Raw genomic sequence first — 18,999 nt, forward strand, 5'->3', positions numbered from 1 at the left:
CGCCCGCGGCCGCCGCAGCGGCGACGGCGGCCCCGCCTGCCGACCGGCTCTGGTTCCGGCTGACCGGGAACGCCCTCGCCCTGGGGGCGCGGCCCGATCTCCTGCTGGCGGAACTGCGCGAGCTGGGGGCGACCGACATCCGGGCGGACCTCTCGGCGGTGCCTCCGCTCGATGCGCTCGACCCCGAGGTCTGCATGATCGGCTGGTCGATGAGCTTCCCGAACCGCGTGACGCGCGAGGCGATCGACAGCGTCTTCCTGTTCAACGAAGTGGACCTGCGGCTCGAGGCCGCCCCTGCGACTGCCCCCGCTGCTGCCCCGGCGCCTGCCGCTCCGATGCCTGCCGCTCCGGTCCCTGCCGCCGCCGCTCCGCCGCCTCCGGCCGCACCGCGGAAGGCCGCCGACGAGGCCGCGGGCGCCGACAAGGGGGGCGCGACCATGCGGGTCGCGGCCGAGCGTCTCGATCACCTCATGGATCGGGTGGGCGAACTCGTCATTGCCGATGCGCGCCTCCTCCAGCTCGCCCAGCAGAGCCGGGATCCGGCGCTGATGGCGGCCGCCGAGGAAATCAGCCGCCTCGCGGCCGGGCTGCGCGACACGACCATGCGGATCCGCATGATGCCGGTGCGCTCTATGGTCGGCCGCTTCCGGCGTCTGATCCACGGTCTCTCCGAGATGGTGGGCAAGCCCGTGAGCTTCGTCGTCCTGGGCGAGGAAACCGAACTGGACAAGACCGTGATCGAGCAACTAGCCGATCCGATCGTGCATATGCTGCGCAATTCGGTCGATCACGGGCTCGAAGCGCCGGCCGACCGAGCGGCCGCCGGCAAGCCTGCCGAGGGCCGCATCACGCTCGAGGCCGAGCAGTCCGGCGCCGAGGTGGTCATCCGCATCAGCGACGACGGGCGCGGGCTCAACCGCGAGCGCATCCGGGCCAAGGCCATCGCCAATGGCATCATCGGCCCCGACGCGATCCTGACCGAGAGCGCGATGAACGCCCTCATCCTCGAGCCGGGCTTCTCCACCGCCGAGGCGATCACCGAGATCTCGGGCCGGGGCGTCGGGATGGACGTGGTGAAGAAGACGATCGAGGGCCTGCGCGGCTCGATCGAGGTGCAGTCGGTCGAGGGGCGAGGCACGACCTTCACGCTGCGTCTGCCGCTGACGCTCGCCATCATCGAGGGTCTGCTGGTGGAAGTGGCGGGAGAGCGGTTCTCGATCCCGCTGGCCGCAGTCCAGGAAATCGTCGAACTGCCTTCCGACCGGAGGGAAGAGGACGGAAGTGCGGACTTCCTCGATGTGCGCGACCGGCTGGTTCCCCTCGTCCGGCTGCGCCGCATCTTCTCCAGCCCCGGGACGCCGGATGAGTTCCAGACGGTGGTGATCGTGCGGGCGGGCGAGACGCGCGCGGGCGCGGTGGTCGACCGGATCATCGGCACCAACCAGATCGTCATCAAGCAGATGTCCCGCCTCCATAACGGGATCCGGGCCTTCTCCGGGGCGACCATCCTGGGCGATGGCACCGTGGCCCTCATTCTCGACGTGCCGCATCTCGCAGGCGTCGGGCAGGGCGTCGAAGACCGTCGAGGAGCCGCGGCATGAGCAACATCATCGATCTGAAACCGGCGGCCATGATGACGGTCGTCACCATGCGCCTCGGCCGGCAGATGCTGGCCATTCCGGCCTCGGCCTTGCGGGAAATCCTCGATCCCCTGCCCGTGACGCGGGTCCCCACGGCCGACCGATCGGTGTGGGGCGTCATCAATGTGCGCGGCGCCGTGGTCCCGCTGGCCGAGCTGCGCTTCGCCTTCGGCATCGCCGAGGAGCCGCGGACCGAAGCGAGCAAGATGCTCGTCGTCGAGGTCGATCTGGCAGGTGAGCCGCTCGTTGTCGCCGTCGCGGCCGATGCGGTTCTCGAGGTGAGCGAGCTCGACCGCGCTGCGATGGAGCCGCTTCCGCCGAAGGGAAGCAGCTGGCCCCAGTCCTTCGTTCAAGGCGTCTTCCGCACCAAGAAGGGACTTCTCCTGCTGCCGCACCTCTCGAATATCTTCGCCGCCCAGGCATCTGCGGCCGGTGTGGCCGTCGCCTGATGTGGGTGGGACGACGGGACCCTTGGTCATGATGGCGCCGGACATGCCCATGCGCGCCGAGCGTCACCGCCCTTCGAGCCGCCCCGCGCGGCGCTCCTTCGACTATTGATCCGGAGAACAGAGATGATCTCGATGACGGCATCCTCCTCCCCGATGCAGGCCGAGCCGACCGGTCCCGCCGAAGCCCCTCCGGTTGTGACCTTCATGGCAGGCGAAGCGCTTTACGCCCTCCCGGTCGAGCGGGTGCAGGAGATCCTCGATCTGCGGCCGGTCGCTCCGCTGCCGAACGCTCCTGCCCATCTGCTGGGCCTGTGCGATGTGCGGGGAGCGGGCGTACCGGTCGTCGACCTGCGCAGTCTTCTCGGTCTGCCGCCGACCGAAGACACGGGCCACAGCCGCATCCTCGTGACCTGGGTCGCGTCGGCAGGCGCCCGCCATGTCGTCGGCCTCAAGACCGAGCGGGTGATCGAGGTCACCGCTCTGGACGAGGGTCGGATGCAGCACATGAGCAGCGCAGACATGCTGAACTGGACCGATACCGCCGTCATGGGCATCGGCAAGCGCAACGGGGCGTTCGTCACCCTGCTGGACATCGACCGTCTGATGGACCCGTCCCGCCTCGGGCTCCAGGCCGATCTGCGGCAGGGCGAGCTGCAATGAGCCAGGCCTTGCGTCCAGCCCACGATCAGCGCTTTTCGGACCTGATCCGAAGCCGCACGGGGATTCAGCTTCCCGTCCACCGGCGCCAGATGATCGAATCGCGCCTGCGCCCCCGCATTGCAGCCGTGGGAGCGACGGGGTTCGAAGGCTATCTGGAGCAGCTCTTCGATCACGGACTTCTGGACGATGAGCTGCCGCTGGTCATCGATCTGCTGACGACGAACAAGACCGATTTCTATCGTGAGTCCGCCCATTTCGACGTTCTCGTGGACAAGATCCTGCCCGAGACGATCCGGCAGGCGACGCCCCACGCGCCCCGCCTGAAGATCTGGAGCGCGGCAAGCTCCGAAGGAGCCGAGGCCTACACCACCGCTATCGTTCTTGCCGAAGCGCAGCGGGCGGGGCACCGCTTCTCCTATGCCATCCTCGGCACGGACATCTCGCATCGGATGCTCGAACGGGCGCGCCGGGCCATCTACACCGCCGAGCAGCTCTCTCCCATTCCTCCCGAGTTGCGTGCACGCTATACGATGGCGGGCCGCGCCCCGTCGCATGCCGGAACCGCCCGCATCGTCCCGGAACTCAGGGACAGGGTGCAGTTCATGCATCTGAACCTCATGGACAGCACCTATCCGGTTGATCGGGATGTGGACGTCATCTTCCTGCGCAACGTGCTCATCTATTTCGGTCCCGAGGATCAGGCCGCGGTCATTGCGCGCATGACGGGCCATCTGCGGTCCGGCGGCTACCTGATGGTCGGCCATTCCGAGTCTATGGTGGTGAGCCACCCGCAGATGAAGCAGCATTCTCCCTCAGTCTTTCGGAAGACCTGACCATGGCCCCACACGCGGCAGCCCCCTCTACCCGCGTCCTCATCGTCGACGATTCCGCGGCCGCGCGCGCCATGTTCAAGGTGATCGTCGAGAGCGATCCGGCGCTCCAGGTCATGGCAGCCGTCCCCGACGCCTATGCGGCTGCCCGGGCCATGCGAACGGAACTGCCCGACGTGATCCTGCTCGACCTCGAGCTTCCAGGCATGGATGGCCTGACCTTCCTGCGCAAGATCATGCAGCAGCACCCGATCCCGGTGGTCGTCTGCTCGAGCCATGTCGGAGCCGGCACCGAGGCGATGGTCTCGGCTCTGGAGCTGGGCGCGCGCGAGGTGATTTCCAAGCCCGCCGCCCGGAACGACCTCGAACGGCAGGAAGCCTCGATCCGGATCTGTGACGCGATCCGCGCCGCAACCGAGACGACGCGCCGCCGCAGCCAGCCTGAGCCGCGCCCCCTGGCGCCTGGGCCCAAACTCACCGCCGACGAGATCCTGCCCGCGCGGCCGCCGCGTCCAGTGCCCGAAACGACGCCCGTCGTCTGCATCGGCGCCTCGACCGGCGGCACCGAAGCCCTGCGGGATGTTCTCACGGCGCTGCCCGCCTCCGCCCCGCCGATCGTGATCGTCCAGCACATGCCGCGCGGCTTCACGGCCGCCTTCGCGCGCCGGCTCGACTCGCTCTGCGCCATCGAGGTGCTGGAGGCGGAGGATGAGATGCAGGTCATGCCCGGCCGCGCCATCATCGCCCAAGGCGACCGCCACCTGCTGCTTCGGCGCCGCAATCAGGGCTACCGCGTGTCGGTGCTGGATGGCGCCTACGTCTGCCGTCACCGACCCTCCGTCGACGTGCTCTTCCGCTCGGCGGCGCAGGAAGCAGGCGCGAACGCGCTCGGTGTGATCATGACCGGCATGGGGGACGACGGAGCGCGCTGCATGGCCGAGATGCGTGCGGCCGGCGCCGAAACCATTGCGCAGAATGAAGAAAGCTGCGTCGTCTATGGCATGCCGCGCGAGGCGGTGGCCCATGGCGGGGTCGGAAAGGTGGAGCCTCTGGACAGGCTCGCGGCCCGGATCATGGAATTCGGCCGGCGTCAGATGGAAAGGACCGCCCGATGAAACTGGGGCCCGATCTGCCGGAAGCCATCCGTATGGCCCAGCCCGCGCATCCGCTCGATTTCGTGCTGCTGAGCACGGAGCAGACGTTTCTCCGCGCGGGCGAGACGCTGGCGCAATCGGTCCGCCACCTGAAGGATCTGCGGGTGGATTTCGGCCGTCTCGAAGCCGCCCTGGGGCCGGCACAGACCGAACGCTTCCTCAGCCTCACGGCTGAAACCGGCACTCAGGCATCCTGCCTCGCGGGCGAATTCGTGCAGTTCGAAGAGGCCTCGCGCGGGCTCAGGACGGCGGTCGCAGCCATGCGCGCCGAAGTGACCGATTTGATGGCCACCATCCGCGCGATCTCGATCGTGAAGCTGCAGGCGCGCATCATCGGCAACATGCTCACCGGCAGCCGGCAGCGGGTGGAGGCCTTCACCGGCGGGCTCACGCGGATGGCGGCCGAGGCGGCCGATCTCGTGGCCGAAGTGGATGAAGCGATGAACGAGATCGCGGCCGAGACCGCGGCGATGGACGATGAGGCCGCCCATCTGTCGCAGACGCTGCGCGAGCTCGTGCTGCCGAACCTCACGGCGATCGGAGCGGCCGCTGCGGAGGTCAGCCTGGATCGGCAGCGCATGGCCGAGGGTCACGAGGCGCTGGCGCAGCGGATGGAGGCGATCTTCGGATCCGTCTCGCATCTCATTCTTGCCCTTCAGGCCGGAGACAGCGCGCGCCAGAGGTTCGAGCATGTCCGCCACCTGACCTCCGATGCGCTGGCCGCTGCGGCGGACGAGACGGGTCTCGAGGCGGTGCTCCTCGATCTCGGCGTGGCCCAGACAGCAGCCACCGTCCGCGGACTGACGGTCCATCTCGGCGCGGCACAAGAGACTTTCCTCGAGGTGCAGGGCAGTGCTTCAGCAGCGATCGGCCTCGCCTCGGGGCTCTATCTCGGCGACGCATCGCGCGGGTCCGGCGCGATCCAGACGATGGTGGGGCGAGCGCAGACGGTCGAGACCGGACTGGCTCGTTGCGGTGCACATCTGCACCGGCTGGCCGGACATGCCGCGCGCGTTGCCGCGCATCTGGAGAAGATCCGGCACCACGAGGGGCGGATGCGCCGCATCGAGGATCAGGTGCGTCTGTTCGGCCTGAACGCGGTCATCGTCTGCGCCAAGCTCGGCCAGGAGGGCCGCGCGCTGCAGGAGATCTCTCGCCAACTCCGCGATCTCACGCAGGTTTCGGCGGAAGTCTTCACCCGGCTGCACGGCCGGCTGGAGCGGACGCAGGAGCGGGCGGCTGCCATCGGCAGTGAAGCCGTGGCCGGGCTCGAGCGGGAGATGGGCCGGGTGTCGGACCGCGCGCAGTCCATCCGGGTGCTTCTCGAGGAGGCCGAGGCGGCTCACGCGGCGGCAGGACATGCCTTCGGCAAGGCGGGTCGGATCCTGACCTCCAGTCTCGAGACCGCCGCGGGCCTGATGGGCAACTATCGGCGCAATCTGGCAAGCCTCCAGGCCTTTGAGGAGCAACTCCTGCGCCGGCGTGCCGCTGCAAGCGGTCCGCTCGATCCGACCCCGGCTGCGGAGGGCCTGCTCGCGGCCGTGCGCAAGAGCTACACGGTTCCTGAGGAACGCGAGATCCACGATGCGATCTTGCGGGCGGCCCTGCCGGCCCGCACCGAAGAGGAAGCGGCCCCCCCTCCGGCCGAGGCCGGACCGGGCGCAGGCTCGGAGGAGGATCTGGCAGACATCTTCTTCTAGCCCTTGCCCCCTGCTTCTCCGCGCTAGCTCTGGGAGGGGAGGTGCGCATGGGTGAACTGATCGAGGGTGTCTGGCACCCGAACTGGTACGATACGGCCTCGAGCGGCGGCCGCTTTGTCCGAAGCCGGGCGCGGTTCCGCAACTGGATCACGGCAGACGGGTCTGCGGGGCCGTCGGGCGAGGGCGGGTTTCCGGCCGAAGCCGGGCGGTATCATCTTTATGTGGCCCACGCTTGCCCGTGGGCGCACCGGACGATGATCTTTCGCGCGCTGAAGGATCTGGCTCCGCTGATCGATGTGTCGGTGGTCCATCCCGAGATGCTGGAAGACGGTTGGACCTTCGATCGCTCCTTCCCGGGCGCCACGGGAGACCGGCTCCATGGCTTGGCCTTTCTGCGCGAGATCTATCTCAAGGCCGATCCCGGGCTCTCGGCGCGGGTGACGGTGCCGGTCCTGTGGGATCGCAAGCGCGAGACCATCGTCAGCAATGAGTCGGCCGAGATCATCCGCATGTTCAATGCGGCCTTCGATCATCTGACCGGCAACCGATTGGATTTCCTCCCTGAAGCGGATCTGGACGAGATCGACCGGCTGAACGACCGGATCTACGGGACCGTGAACAACGGCGTCTACCGTGCCGGCTTCGCCACGACGCAGGAGGCCTATGACGAGGCGGCCGCTCCGTTGTTCGAGACTCTCGACTGGCTCGAGGAGCGCCTCGCAACCCGGCGCTATCTTGTGGGAGATCGACTGACCGAGGCGGACTGGCGGCTCTTCACCACGCTCGTGCGGTTCGACAAGGTCTACCACACCCACTTCAAGTGCAATCGCCGCCAGATCGTGCAATATCCGAACCTCTGGGGCTGGCTGCGCGAGCTGTGGCAGGTGCCGGGCGTGGCCGAGACGGTGCATTTCGATCACATTGTCCGGCACTATTACTTCAGCCACGACACGATCAATCCGCACCGGATCGTGCCGCTGACGCCGGATCCCGATTTCGCTGCGCCGCACGGGCGCGATCAGCTCTTCCAGGCTTCGCGCTTGCGGTAGAGCGTCGAGGGCGAGACGTCGAGCATCCGCGCAGCCTTGGGCACGGATCCGCCGTGGCGCGCGATGGTGGCCTCGATCACGATCTGCTCGATCTCGGCCAGCGTGCGGCCGATCAGCCCGTCAAGCGTCGGTGCGTCCGTCGCCGGCAGCGACGGCGGCGGCAGGTCTTCGGGCAGCGACGGGTGGTCCGTGAAGGCATCGGGCAGCATCCGCATCGTGACGAGGCCGCCCTCGTTCAGCACCACGACGTTGCGGATGACGTTGAGCCCCTGCCGCACGTTGCCGGGCCAGGGGTGGCGGCGGAACAGGGCCTTCACCTCGGCATCGAGACCGAAGAACTCGCGCCCCTCCTCGGCGGCGAAGCGCGAGAGCGCGGCCTCGGCGATCTCGATCACATCGTTGCCCCGGTCGCGCAGCGGGGGCATGTGGATCGGCACCACGAAGAGCCGGTAGTAGAGATCCTCGCGGAAATGGCCGCGCCGGACGGCGTCGAGCGGGTCGCGGTTGGTGGCGCAGACGATGCGGACATTGACCTTGCGCGGACGGGTGGCGCCGACCGGCTGGACCATCGAGGTCTGCAGGAAGCGCAGGAGCTTCGTCTGGAGGGCCGGGGCCATCTCGCAGATCTCGTCGAGAAAGAGCGTGCCGCCGTCGGCTGCGGCGGCCGCGCCGGGCTTGTCCGCGATGGCGCCGGTGAAGCTGCCCTTCACATGGCCGAAGACCTCGGATTCCAGCAGATCCTGCGGGATCGCGCCGCAATTCAGCGCGATGAAGGGGCCTGCCGCCCGAGGGGAGGTGTCGTGGACGGCGAGCGCGCACAGCTCCTTGCCGGTGCCGCTTTCGCCCGTGATGAAGATCGTGGCCATCGACCGCGCCGCGGAGCGGATCTTGGCGTGGATGCGGGCCATGGCCTCGGACGAGCCGAGGAAGGCGCCGGTGACGGGGGCGGGGCCTGCGGGCTGGGGTGGCGGGCGCCGGGGCGGGCGGGCCTCGCGCGAAAGCGAGGCATTCTCGACCGCGCCGAGGAAACGCTGCTCGTCGAAGGGTTTGACGAGAAACTCGTGCGCGCCGGCCCGCATCGCCTCGACCGCCTTGTTGATCGACCCGTTAGCGGTGATCACGATCACGTTGGTCTCGGGCCGGAGCCTCAGCATGTCCTGCATGAGGTCGAGCCCGTTGCGGTCGGGCAGCATGAGGTCGAGCAGCACGACATTGGGCAAGGTCTCGCGAAAGCGCGAGAGGCCCTCGGCGGCGGTGCCGGCCACCGCCACCCGGTGACCGGCCGAGGCCAGCACCGAGCGGTAGACCATCTGGAGCGAGGGCGTGTCCTCGATCAGGAGGATCGGCCGCGGACGGCTGGCCTCTGCCGGCCCGGCAGCCGGCCGGGCGTGAGTCTCGCTGCCCGTGGACCGGGTCGCCTGTGTCATGCGCCGTCCCGTTGCTGGGCCACGAAGGCCAGAAGCCCGTCGAGGCGCATCAGGAGTTCGGTCCGCAGCCCCGCTGCCCGGTCGCGGTCGCGCTGGTGGGCGGCGGCGTTCAGCGCTTCCGACAGCCGTTGCAGGCCGCCCGCGCCGACCGTCCCCGCGAGGCTCATCAGCACATGGGTCTGAGCGCGGATCTCGACCCAGTCGGCGCCGGTCATGGCCTCGTCGAGCCGTTCGCGCGTGCTCTTGAGATCGACATGCAGCCGGTGCACCAGCTCGTTGGCCGTATCGGGGCCGGCGATCTCGAGCAGGCGGCGGAAGCGTCCCTCGTCCACCGTCTCGGGCACCGGCGGAGGCGCCACGGCGCCGAGCTGGTCGCGCAGCCGCAGGAGGGTCTCGCGCAGGGGCGCGAGCTGCGCAGGATCCACGGCCGTCTCGAGGTCGGCAAGCCGGTCCAGAGCCTCGGACAGCGTCGCCCACAGCTCCGCCCCCGGCGGATGCCGGAACGCGCCTTGCGAGCCGTCAGCGGATGGGTCGTGAGAAGCCATCATGGGCAGGAAACCAGGAGGGGCAGCATGTTGCCCGCAGGTTACCCGCTGGCCCGGCAAAGTCCAGACTGCGCTTCAGCCAAAGGTTGTGCATTTCCTGCTTGCGGGGCAGGAGGCAGGTAGCCGGCCGCGGCACTCGATCGGGCCGGATGACCGGAAAAGGTCGCGGCGTTCGCCCCTTGGTGCGGGGCCCTGCGCCAAGGAGTGCCGCGGCGTCTGGCCGCGGCACCGAGGGGCCGTCAGGCGCGGGGGTAGCCCACCGCCTCGAGCGCGACGCGGATCTCGTCGAGAATGGCGGGATCGTCGATCGTCGCCGGCATCTTGAACTCCTGACCGTCGGCGATCTTGACCATCGTGCCGCGCAGGATCTTGCCCGAGCGGGTCTTGGGCAGCCGGTCCACGATGCAGGCGCGCTTGAAGTCGGCGACCGGGCCGATCTTCTCGCGCACCAGCTTGACGCATTCCTTCACCACATCCTCGGCCGCCCGGTTCGAGCCCTTGTTGAGGCAGAGGAAGCCCAGCGGCGACTGGCCCTTCAGCGCGTCGGTGACGCCGATGACCGCGCATTCGGCCACGTCCGCGTGCGAGGCCAGCACCTCTTCCATCGCGCCGGTCGAGAGGCGGTGACCGGCCACGTTGATGACATCGTCGGTGCGGGCCATGATGTAGACATAGCCGTCCTCGTCGATGTAGCCCGCGTCGCCCGTCTCGTAATAGCCGGGGAAGTGGGTGAGGTAGCTCTTCACGAACCGATCCTGCGCGTTCCAGAGCGTGGGCAGTGTGCCCGGAGGCAGCGGCAGCTTGATCGCGATGGCGCCGAGCTGGCCCGCCTCCAGCTGGTGGCCGCCCTCATCGAGAACGCGCACGTCATAGCCCGGCATCGGCAGAGAGGGGCTGCCGATCTTGACCGGCAGCGCCTCGATCCCGAGCGGGTTCGCGGCGATGGCCCAGCCGCTCTCGGTCTGCCACCAGTGGTCGATGACCGGCACGCCCACGTTCTTCTGCGCCCAGACGATCGTGTCGGGGTCCGCGCGCTCGCCGGCGAGGAAGAGCGCCTTGAGGTTGCGCAGGTTGTAGTCCTGGATGAGCGCGCCCTGCGGATCCTCGCGCTTGATGGCCCGCAGCGCCGTGGGGGCGGTGAAGAAGGTCTTCACCTTGTGGTTCTGCATCACGCGCCAGAAGGCGCCCGCATCCGGCGTGCCCACCGGCTTGCCCTCGTAGACGATGGTGGTGGCGCCCGCGATCAGCGGTCCGTAGCAGATGTAGCTGTGGCCCACGACCCAGCCCACGTCCGAGGCGGCCCAGAAGACATCGCCCGCGTCGATGTCGTAGATGGCCTTCATCGTCCAGTTCAGGGCGACGAGATGGCCGCCGGTGGCGCGGACCACCCCCTTGGGCTGGCCGGTCGTGCCCGAGGTATAAAGGATATAGGCCGGATGATTGCCCTCGACGGGCACGCATTCGGCCGGCTCCACGCCATACTGGAACGTGTGCCAGGCCACGTCGCGGCCCTCGATCAGCTTCGCCACCTCCTGCTCGCGCTGGAAGATCACGCAGAAGTCGGGCTTGTGGGTGGCCTCCTCGATGGCCTGATCGAGCAGCGGCTTGTAATGGACGACGCGCGACGGCTCGAGCCCGCAGGAGGCGGCGATGATGGCCTTGGGCGTGCAGTCGTCGATGCGGACGGCGAGTTCGTGCGCGGCGAAGCCGCCGAAGACGACCGAATGGATCGCGCCGAGCCGGGCGCAGGCCAGCATCGCCTCGAGCGCCTCGGGGATCATCGGCATGTAGATGATGACCCGGTCGCCCTTCTGCACGCCCTTGGCCCGCAGGGCGCCCGCAAGCGAGGCCACCCGGGCCTGCAGCTCGGCATAGGTGATGCCCTTGGAGGAATGGGTGATCGGGCTTTCATGGACGATGGCGAGCTGCTTGCCGCGCCCGGCCTCGACATGGCGGTCGACGGCGTTCCAGCAGGTATTCACCTGGCCGTCCGCGAACCACTCGTAGAAGGGCTCCTTTTCCTCGAACAGCGCCTTGGAAGGGGGGCTCACCCAGTCGATCTGCTCGGCCGCCTTCATCCAGAAGCCGTTGGGATCCTCCAGAGACCACTTGTAAAGACTTGCGTATGCCATCGTATGCCCTCCCTCGGCGCGCATGTTCTGTTAAGCCGGGTCGGGTCGGGACGCAAGATTGTTTCAAACACGTTAAGTTGGAGCCCCTGCGGCCATTGGTCACGTTTTGCGCTACCAGAAGCCGCAGGGGCAGGAAAATTCTCTCGAAATGACGCGATCTTCAGCCGTAATGGGTGACGGGCGTTCCGGCGAGGGCGGACATGTTCAGCAGCCCCCGCGCGGTGATCGAGGCCGTCACGATATGGGCGAGGTTGCCCATGCCCATCAGGATCGGCCCGACCTCGAGCCCGTTCGCCTTCACCTTGAGAATGTTGCGCACACCCGAGGCGGCGTCGGAATTCCCGAAGACGAGGACGTTCGCAGGTCCGTCGAAGCGCCCTCCGGGGAAGATCCGGTCGCGGATCCCCTGATCGAGGGCCGCATCGATATGCATCTCGCCCTCGTAGGCGAAGTCCACGCGGCGCTCGTCGAGGATCTCGAGAGCCGCCCGCATCCGCCGGCCGGTCGAGCAGTCGAGGTTGCCGAACTGCGACGAGGAGCAGAGCGCGACCTTGGGTGCCAGACCGAAGCGGCGGACGTGCCGCGCGGCGCCGATGACCGTCTCGGCGATCTCCTCGGGCGTGGGCTCGTGGTGGACATGGGTATCGGCCACGAAGAGCGGCCCGTCCTCGAGGATCATCAGCGACAGTGCGCCGATCGGGCGGCGGTTCCTGGTGGCGAGGATCTGGGTCACATAGTTCAGGTGCCACAGATACTGGCCGTAAGTGCCGCAGATCAGGCTGTCGGCCTCGCCCCGATGGACCATGATCGCCCCGATGGCGGTGGTGTTCGTCCGCATCACCGCCCGCGCCGTGTCGGGCGTCACGCCCTGGCGCGCCATCAGCGCGTGGTAGCTCTCCCAGTAGTCGCGATAGCGCGGGTCGTTTTCGGGGTTCACCAGATCGAAGTCGCGCCCGGGACGGATCGGCAGGCCCGCGCGCTCGCACCGCATCTCGACCACTTCGGGCCGTCCGATCAGGATGGGCTTGTGGACCGTCTCCTCCAGCACGGCATTGGCGGCGCGCAGCACGCGCTCGTCCTCGCCCTCGGCAAAGACGATCCGCCGGGATTCGGCGGCCGAGGCCTCGAAGACCGGCCGCATGATGAGCGCCGAGCGGAAGACCGATCCTTCGAGCCTGCGCCGGTAGGCGTCGAGATCCGCGATGGGGCGGGTGGCCACGCCGCTCTCCATCGCGGCGCGCGCGACGGCGAGGGCCACGACGCCGATCAGCCGCGGGTCGAAGGGCTTCGGGATCAGATAGTCGGCGCCGAAGCTCATCGGTTCGCCCTTGTAGGCGGCGGCGGCCTCGGCGCTGGTCGTGGCGCGGGCGAGGCTTGCGATGCCTTCGATGCAGGCCAGCTGCATCTCGTCGTTGATCGTGGTCGCGCCCACGTCGAGCGCGCCGCGGAAGATGAAGGGGAAGCAGAGGACGTTGTTCACCTGGTTCGGATAGTCCGAGCGGCCGGTGGCGATGATCGCGTTCGGGCGGACCGAGCGCACCTCGTCGGGCAGGATCTCGGGGGTGGGGTTGGCCAGCGCGAAGATGATGGGGCGCTCGGCCATCCGCTCGACCATGGCGGGCGTCAGCACGCCGGGGCCCGAGAGGCCGAGGAAGAGATCCGCGCCCTCGATCACCTCGGCCAGCGTGCGCAGGTCGCTGTCCTGCGCATATTCGGCCTTCTGCGGCGTCATCTCGGCCTCGCGGCCCTTCCAGACGAGGCCCGCGATGTCGCAGAGCCAGACATTCTCGCGCTTCACGCCCAGCTTCAGCAGCATGTTGAGGCAGGCGATCCCGGCCGCGCCGCCGCCGGTCGAGACGACCTTGATGTCCTCGAACCGCTTGCCCGCCACATGGAGCGCGTTGGTCGCGGCGGCGCCCACCACGATGGCGGTGCCGTGCTGGTCATCGTGGAAGACGGGGATGTTCATCCTCTCGCGGCAGATCTTCTCGACGATGAAGCAGTCGGGCGCCTTGATGTCCTCGAGGTTGATCGCGCCGAAGGTGGGCTCGAGCGCGCAGACGATCTCGGCCAGCTTCAGCGGGTCGGGCTCGGCCAGCTCGATGTCGAAACAGTCGATGCCCGCGAACTTCTTGAAAAGAACGGCCTTGCCTTCCATCACGGGCTTCGCGGCCAGCGCCCCGATGTTGCCGAGGCCCAGAACCGCCGTGCCGTTGGTGACCACGCCCACCATGTTGCCGCGCGAGGTGTAGCGGCTGGCCGTCGCAGGGTCGGCCTTGATCTCGAGGCAGGCCTCGGCCACGCCCGGCGAATAGGCACGGGCGAGGTCGCGGCCGTTGGCAAGCGGCTTCGTCGCCCGGATCTCGAGCTTCCCGGGTTTCGGAAACTCGTGATAATCCAGCGCCGCATGGCGCGCGTTGTCCTGTCTTGCCTCGTCCATTCCGTGCCTCCCTCAGCGATGGTTCAGCACTAAACCATCTGAAAGTCCATGCAACCGCGAAGCGCCGGAAGTGGCGGTCTTGTGCTCCTCCGGCAGAGGCGGCGATGGGCGGCGGGCGCGAAAGCCCGCGCCTGCGCCTCGTGGGCCGGTGCCGCGCTTGCATCCCGACCGCCCACGTCCCACAGTCGGCCGAAGCCAGATGGAGGACCTCATGTCCCTGCTCGAAGCCGCGACCGCGGTGCGCGAAAACGCCTACGCGCCCTATTCCCGTTTCAAGGTGGGGGCAGCGCTGCGCACCGCCTCGGGCGCGGTTCATGCGGGGTGCAACGTCGAGAACGTGGCCTATCCCGAGGGCACCTGCGCCGAGGCCGGCGCCATCGCCGCCATGGTGGCTGCGGGCGAGACGCGGATCGCCGAGATCCTCGTGATCGCCGACAGCCCCGAGCCGGTGCCGCCCTGCGGCGGCTGCCGACAGAAGATCGCCGAATTCGCGGGTCCCGAGGTGCCGGTGACGCTCTGCACCACCGACGGGCAGAGCCTGCGGACCTCCGTGGCGGACCTCCTGCCCGGCAGCTTCCGGGCTGCGCATATGGACAGGGCCTGACGTGGACGCGCGTTCGATCAACGCAAAGCTGCGCCGGGGCGAAGTGCCCTCGGCCGCGGAACTGGGCTGGTTCGCGGAAGGTCTGGCCTCGGGCCATGTCACCGACGCGCAGGCAGGCGCCTTCGCCATGGCGGTCTGCCTGCAGGGGCTGGGCGAGGAGGGGCGTGTGGCCCTGACGCGCGCCATGCGCGATTCCGGCCGGGTGCTCGCTTGGGATCTGCCGGGGCCGGTGCTCGACAAACATTCGACGGGCGGCATCGGCGACTGCACCTCGCTGCTCCTCGCGCCGGCGCTGGCCGCCTGCGGGGCCTATGTGCCGATGATCTCGGGCCGGGGCCTCGGCCATACGGGGGGGACGCTCGACAAGCTGGAGGCGATCCCGGGCTTCCGCGTGGCCCTGGGCGAAGAGCGGCTGCGCGCGCAGATCGAGGATATCCGCTGCGCCATCGTCGCCGCCGACGAGGGCATGGCGCCCGCGGACCGGCGGCTCTACCTCATCCGCGACGTGACCGGCACGGTCGAATCGATCGACCTCATCACCGCGTCGATCCTGTCGAAGAAGCTGGCGGCCGGGCTCGAGGGGCTGGTGCTCGATGTGAAAGTGGGCTCGGGCGCCTTCATGAAGTCGATGGACGAGGCCGAGGCGCTGGCGCGCGCGCTGGTGGGCACGGCGCAGGGGGCGGGCTGCATGACATCGGCCCTCATCACCGACATGAGCCAGCCGCTCGCGACCGCGGCCGGCAATGCGCTCGAGGTGATCGAGGTCATGGAGACGCTGACCGGCACCTCGATCAACGCGGCCCTCTGGGACGTGACGGTGGCGCTCGGTGGCGAGGCTCTGGCGCTGGGAGGGCTGGCCGCCGATGCCGAGGACGGGGCGCACCGGATCGAGCAGGCGCTGGAAAGCGGGCACGCGGCCGAGTTCTTCGCCCGCATGGTGGCGGCGCAGGGCGGGCCGGTCGATTTCGTCGAGCGCTGGCCCGACCGGCTGCCCTCGGCCCCCGTGATGCGCGAGGTGCCGAGCCTGCGCACGGGCTTCGTGCTGCGCATCGACACGGCGGCCCTCGGTCAGGCGGTCGTGCATCTGGGCGGCGGGCGGCTGCGCGAGACCGACCGCGTGAATCCCTCGGTGGGTCTGGCCGACATCGCCGGGATCGGCGAGGAAGTGTCCGAGGACCTGCCGCTCGCCATGATCCATGCCGCGACCGAGGCCGATGCCGATGCTGCTGTGGCCGCGATCCAGGCGGCCTATGTGATCTCGGATCAGGAGCCGGCCGAGCCGCCGCTCATCCATGCGAGGATTGCCTGATGCCGCGGGCGTTTCTCATCGTGATGGATTCGGTGGGATGCGGCGGCGCGCCGGATGCGGCCGCCTTCGGCGATGCGGGCTCGAACACCCTGGGCCATATCGCCGAGGCCTGCGCCGCGGGCCGCGCCGAGGAGGGGCGGAGCGGCCCCCTGCGGCTGCCGGTCCTCGACGCGCTGGGCCTCGGACGCGCCATCGAGCTTGGCTCGGGCCTCAGGCCGCCGGGGCTCGGGGCAGAGCCCTCGGGCCGCTGGGGCGCGGCGACCGAGGTCTCGAAGGGCAAGGACACGCCGTCGGGTCACTGGGAGCTGGCGGGCGTGCCGGTGCCGTGGGACTGGCACTATTTCCCCGACCGCTGCCCCGCCTTTCCCGACGACCTCACCGCCGAGATCTGCCGGCGGGCGGGCACCGAGGGCATTCTCGGCAACCGCCATGCCTCGGGCACGGCGGTGATCGAGGAGCTCGGCGCCGAGCATCTCCGCACCGGCTGGCCCATCTGCTACACCTCGGCCGACAGCGTGCTCCAGATCGCGGCCCATGAGGAGGCCTTCGGGCTCGACCGGCTGCTCGCGCTCTGCGCGGGGCTGGCGCCGACGCTGCATGCGATGCGCGTGGGCCGCGTGATCGCGCGCCCCTTCACGGGCGCACCCGGCAGCTTCGCCCGCACGCCCAACAGGCGCGACTATGCCATCGCGCCGCCCGCGCCGACGCTTCTCGATGTTGCGGCCGCGGCGGGGCGGGCCACCCATGCCATCGGCAAGATCGGCGACATCTTCTCGCACCGCGGGATCGGGCAGCTCCACAAGGGCCGCGACGATGCCGCCCTCTTCGACCGGCTGGACGCGCTGGCCGGGGCGGCCGAGGAGGGCGCGCTCACCTTCGCGAACTTCGTCGAGTTCGACTCGCTCTACGGCCACCGCCGCGACGTGTCCGGCTATGCGCGGGCGCTCGAATGGTTCGACGCCCGGGCGGGGGCGTTCCTCGCGCGGCTCCGGCCGGGCGACATGGCGCTTTTCACCGCCGACCATGGCAACGATCCCACCTTCCGCGGCACCGAACATACGCGCGAACGGGTGCCGGTGCTGATCGCGGGCACCGGGGCGGGGCCGCTCGGTCTCTGCGCCTATGCCGATGTGGCGGCGACCGTGGCCGCGCATCTGGGTCTGCTCAATCCGGGGCCGGGGAGGGCGCTCGCATGAACCTGCCCAAGATCGAGCTGCATCTCCATCTCGAGGGGGCGGCGCCGCCCGCCTTCATCCGCGGTCTCGCGCGCGAGAAATCCATCGACATCTCGGGCATCTTCGCCGAGGACGGCAGCTACGCCTACCGCGATTTCCGGCATTTCCTGAAGGTCTACGAGGCCGCGACCTCGGTCCTCACCGGGCCCGAGGAGTACCGCCGCCTGACGCTGGCGGTGCTGGAAGAAAGCGCCGCTTCGGGCGTGGTCTATTCCGAGACCTTCCTCTCGCCCGATTTCTGCGGCGGGCGCGATCTCGGCGCCTGGCGCGAGCATCTCCATGCCATCGAGGAGGCCGCGGCCGAGGCCGAGCGGACCATGGGCATCACGCTCCGCGCCATCGTCACGCCGATCCGCCACTTCGGCCCCGACAAGGCAAAGGAGACCGCGCTCTGCGCCGCCGAAACCGCGGGCCGCTTCGTGACGGGCTTCGGCCTTGCGGGCGACGAGACGGTGGGCAAGCCCAGGGATTTCGCCTGGTCCTTCGACATGGCGCGCGAGGCGGGGCTGCGCCTGACCTGCCACGCGGGCGAGTGGGGCGGACCGGACAGCATCCGCGACGCGCTCCGCGACCTCCGCGTCGAGCGGATCGGCCATGGGGTGCGCGCCATCGAGGATCTGGCGCTGGTCGACGAAATGGCCGAGCGGGGCATCGTGCTCGAATGCTGCCCCGGCTCAAACATCGCGCTGGGGATCTATCCGGGCTGGCGCAAGCACCCGATCGGAGAGCTTTACCGCCGCGAGGTGAAGGTTACGGTCTCGACCGACGACCCGCCCTTCTTCCACACCACCATGGCGCGCGAATACGACCGGCTGGCGGAGGCCTTCGACTGGGACGAGGGCGTGTTCCGGACCATTGCGCGCACCGCCCTTGACGCGGCCTTCTGCGACCCCGATACCCGCGCCCGCATCGCCAAGCTACTGGAGCCCGACCATGCTTGACCATCTGACCGTCGTGACCCACCCGCTCGTGCAGCACAAGCTGACGATCATGCGCAACAAGGAGACCTCGACGGCGGGCTTCCGGCGCCTTCTGCGCGAGATCAGACTGCTTCTGGCCTACGAGGTCACGCGCGAGCTCGACATGACCACGACGACGATCCAGACGCCGCTCCGCGAGATGCAGGCGCCGATCCTCGACGGCAAGAAGCTGGCGCTGATCTCGATCCTGCGGGCGGGCAACGGGCTTCTCGACGGTATCCTCGAGCTGGTGCCGGCGGCCCGCGTGGGCTTCATCGGCCTCTACCGCGACCCTGAGACGCTGAAGCCCGTGCAATATTATGCGAAGGTGCCCGACGCCCTCGAGGACCGGCTGGTGATCGCGGTCGATCCGATGCTGGCCACCGGCAATTCCTCGGCCGCGGCCATCGATCTCCTGAAGGAGAAGGGGGCGAAGAACATCCGCTTCCTCTGCCTGCTCGCCGCCCCCGAGGGCGTCGCGCGCATGAAGGAGGCCCATCCCGACGTGCCGATCGTCACAGCGGCTGTGGACGAATGTCTGGATCACCACGGATATATTGTCCCCGGTCTAGGAGATGCGGGCGACCGCATGTTCGGCACCAAATAAGGGAAACCCCGCTTTACAGAGGGGAGGAGGCCGGGCAAGATCGCCGGGCCTTCCGAGGGAGTGACCATGCTGATCAGGGCCGTTTCCGCTGCAATCTGTGCGCTTGTCGCCGGGGCGGGGGCTGTCTCGGCGCAGGATGGGCCCGCGGAGACTCCGCCTTCGGATTTCGTGGCGCCGCAATATGTCGACAGCGAGGGCTGCGTCTTCCTGCGCGCGGGCGTGGAGGGTGCGGTCAGCTGGGTCCCCCGGGTGACGCCCG

16 protein-coding genes and 1 pseudogene are annotated in these 18,999 nt (G+C 69.0%); 13 read left to right on the forward strand and 4 right to left on the reverse strand.

The window, feature by feature from the left end; genetic code table 11:
• The 7 genes from A9O63_RS01045 to A9O63_RS01075 form a co-directional block, all read left to right on the forward strand.
• Nucleotides 1–1,601, forward strand: a 1,601-nt coding sequence (locus tag A9O63_RS01045) for a chemotaxis protein CheA (RefSeq protein WP_069330255.1), incomplete at its 5' end; no start/stop codon positions are given.
• The gene (locus A9O63_RS01050; protein ID WP_069330256.1) at nt 1,598–2,089 is read left to right on the forward strand and encodes a chemotaxis protein CheW; all 492 of its coding nucleotides are present in this window, start codon (nt 1,598–1,600) and stop codon (nt 2,087–2,089) included. The genes A9O63_RS01045 and A9O63_RS01050, both read left to right, overlap by 4 nt.
• A 123-nt stretch (nt 2,090–2,212) precedes the next feature.
• The gene (locus A9O63_RS01055) at nt 2,213–2,749 is read left to right on the forward strand and encodes a chemotaxis protein CheW (protein WP_069330257.1); all 537 of its coding nucleotides are present in this window, start codon (nt 2,213–2,215) and stop codon (nt 2,747–2,749) included.
• Nucleotides 2,746–3,582: a protein-glutamate O-methyltransferase gene (locus tag A9O63_RS01060; RefSeq protein WP_069330258.1), complete on the forward strand. Its 837-nt coding sequence runs from the start codon at nt 2,746–2,748 to the stop codon at nt 3,580–3,582. Before A9O63_RS01055 ends, A9O63_RS01060 begins: the two co-directional genes overlap by 4 nt.
• Before the next feature lie 2 nt (nt 3,583–3,584).
• Nucleotides 3,585–4,694 (forward strand): protein-glutamate methylesterase/protein-glutamine glutaminase, encoded by a 1,110-nt coding sequence (locus tag A9O63_RS01065; protein ID WP_069330259.1) that lies wholly within the window; start codon nt 3,585–3,587, stop codon nt 4,692–4,694.
• The gene (locus tag A9O63_RS01070) at nt 4,691–6,433 is read left to right on the forward strand and encodes a transducer, TlpC (RefSeq protein ID WP_069330260.1); all 1,743 of its coding nucleotides are present in this window, start codon (nt 4,691–4,693) and stop codon (nt 6,431–6,433) included. The genes A9O63_RS01065 and A9O63_RS01070 overlap by 4 nt, the downstream gene beginning before the upstream one ends.
• Nucleotides 6,434–6,480: 47 nt before the next feature.
• Nucleotides 6,481–7,482, forward strand: coding sequence for a glutathione S-transferase family protein (locus A9O63_RS01075; RefSeq protein WP_069330261.1), 1,002 nt, complete (start codon nt 6,481–6,483; stop codon nt 7,480–7,482).
• Here A9O63_RS01075 and A9O63_RS01080 read toward each other — a convergent pair.
• The 4 genes from A9O63_RS01080 to A9O63_RS01095 all read right to left on the reverse strand — a co-directional run bounded on the left by A9O63_RS01080 (nt 7,452) and on the right by A9O63_RS01095 (nt 14,026).
• A complete protein-coding gene (locus tag A9O63_RS01080; protein ID WP_069330262.1) occupies nt 7,452–8,909 on the reverse strand; it encodes a sigma-54-dependent transcriptional regulator in 1,458 nt (485 codons plus the stop codon). The genes A9O63_RS01075 and A9O63_RS01080 overlap by 31 nt on opposite strands.
• Nucleotides 8,906–9,457, reverse strand: coding sequence for a hypothetical protein (locus A9O63_RS01085; RefSeq protein WP_084295497.1), 552 nt, complete (start codon nt 9,455–9,457; stop codon nt 8,906–8,908). The genes A9O63_RS01080 and A9O63_RS01085 overlap by 4 nt, the downstream gene beginning before the upstream one ends.
• A 236-nt stretch (nt 9,458–9,693) precedes the next feature.
• A complete protein-coding gene (locus A9O63_RS01090; protein WP_069330263.1) occupies nt 9,694–11,586 on the reverse strand; it encodes a propionyl-CoA synthetase in 1,893 nt (630 codons plus the stop codon).
• A 160-nt stretch (nt 11,587–11,746) separates the two neighbouring features.
• Nucleotides 11,747–14,026, reverse strand: a complete 2,280-nt coding sequence (locus A9O63_RS01095) for an NADP-dependent malic enzyme (RefSeq protein WP_069330264.1) — start codon at nt 14,024–14,026, stop codon at nt 11,747–11,749.
• Nucleotides 14,027–14,237: 211 nt separating this feature from the next.
• Between A9O63_RS01095 and A9O63_RS01100 the strand changes: the two genes are divergently transcribed.
• The 6 genes and pseudogenes from A9O63_RS01100 to A9O63_RS01125 form a co-directional block, all read left to right on the forward strand.
• Nucleotides 14,238–14,630, forward strand: a complete 393-nt coding sequence (locus tag A9O63_RS01100) for a cytidine deaminase (RefSeq protein WP_069330265.1) — start codon at nt 14,238–14,240, stop codon at nt 14,628–14,630.
• Nucleotide 14,631: 1 nt separating this feature from the next.
• Nucleotides 14,632–15,939: a thymidine phosphorylase gene (locus A9O63_RS01105; RefSeq protein WP_069330266.1), complete on the forward strand. Its 1,308-nt coding sequence runs from the start codon at nt 14,632–14,634 to the stop codon at nt 15,937–15,939.
• Nucleotides 15,939–17,135, forward strand: a complete 1,197-nt coding sequence (locus A9O63_RS01110) for a phosphopentomutase (protein WP_069330267.1) — start codon at nt 15,939–15,941, stop codon at nt 17,133–17,135. Before A9O63_RS01105 ends, A9O63_RS01110 begins: the two co-directional genes overlap by 1 nt.
• Nucleotides 17,132–18,115 carry an adenosine deaminase gene (locus A9O63_RS01115; RefSeq protein WP_069330268.1) on the forward strand — a complete coding sequence of 328 codons (984 nt, stop codon included), beginning with the start codon at nt 17,132–17,134 and terminating at the stop codon, nt 18,113–18,115. Before A9O63_RS01110 ends, A9O63_RS01115 begins: the two co-directional genes overlap by 4 nt.
• Complete coding sequence (gene upp / locus A9O63_RS01120) at nt 18,108–18,740, forward strand: uracil phosphoribosyltransferase (RefSeq protein WP_069330269.1); 633 nt, start codon at nt 18,108–18,110, stop codon at nt 18,738–18,740. Before A9O63_RS01115 ends, upp begins: the two co-directional genes overlap by 8 nt.
• 66 nt (nt 18,741–18,806) lie before the next feature.
• Nucleotides 18,807–18,999: pseudogene (locus tag A9O63_RS01125) on the forward strand (SPOR domain-containing protein); the annotation flags it as partial.

The sequence above is a fragment of the Cereibacter johrii genome (assembly GCF_001720585.1).
Lineage (GTDB): Bacteria > Pseudomonadota > Alphaproteobacteria > Rhodobacterales > Rhodobacteraceae > Cereibacter_A > Cereibacter_A johrii.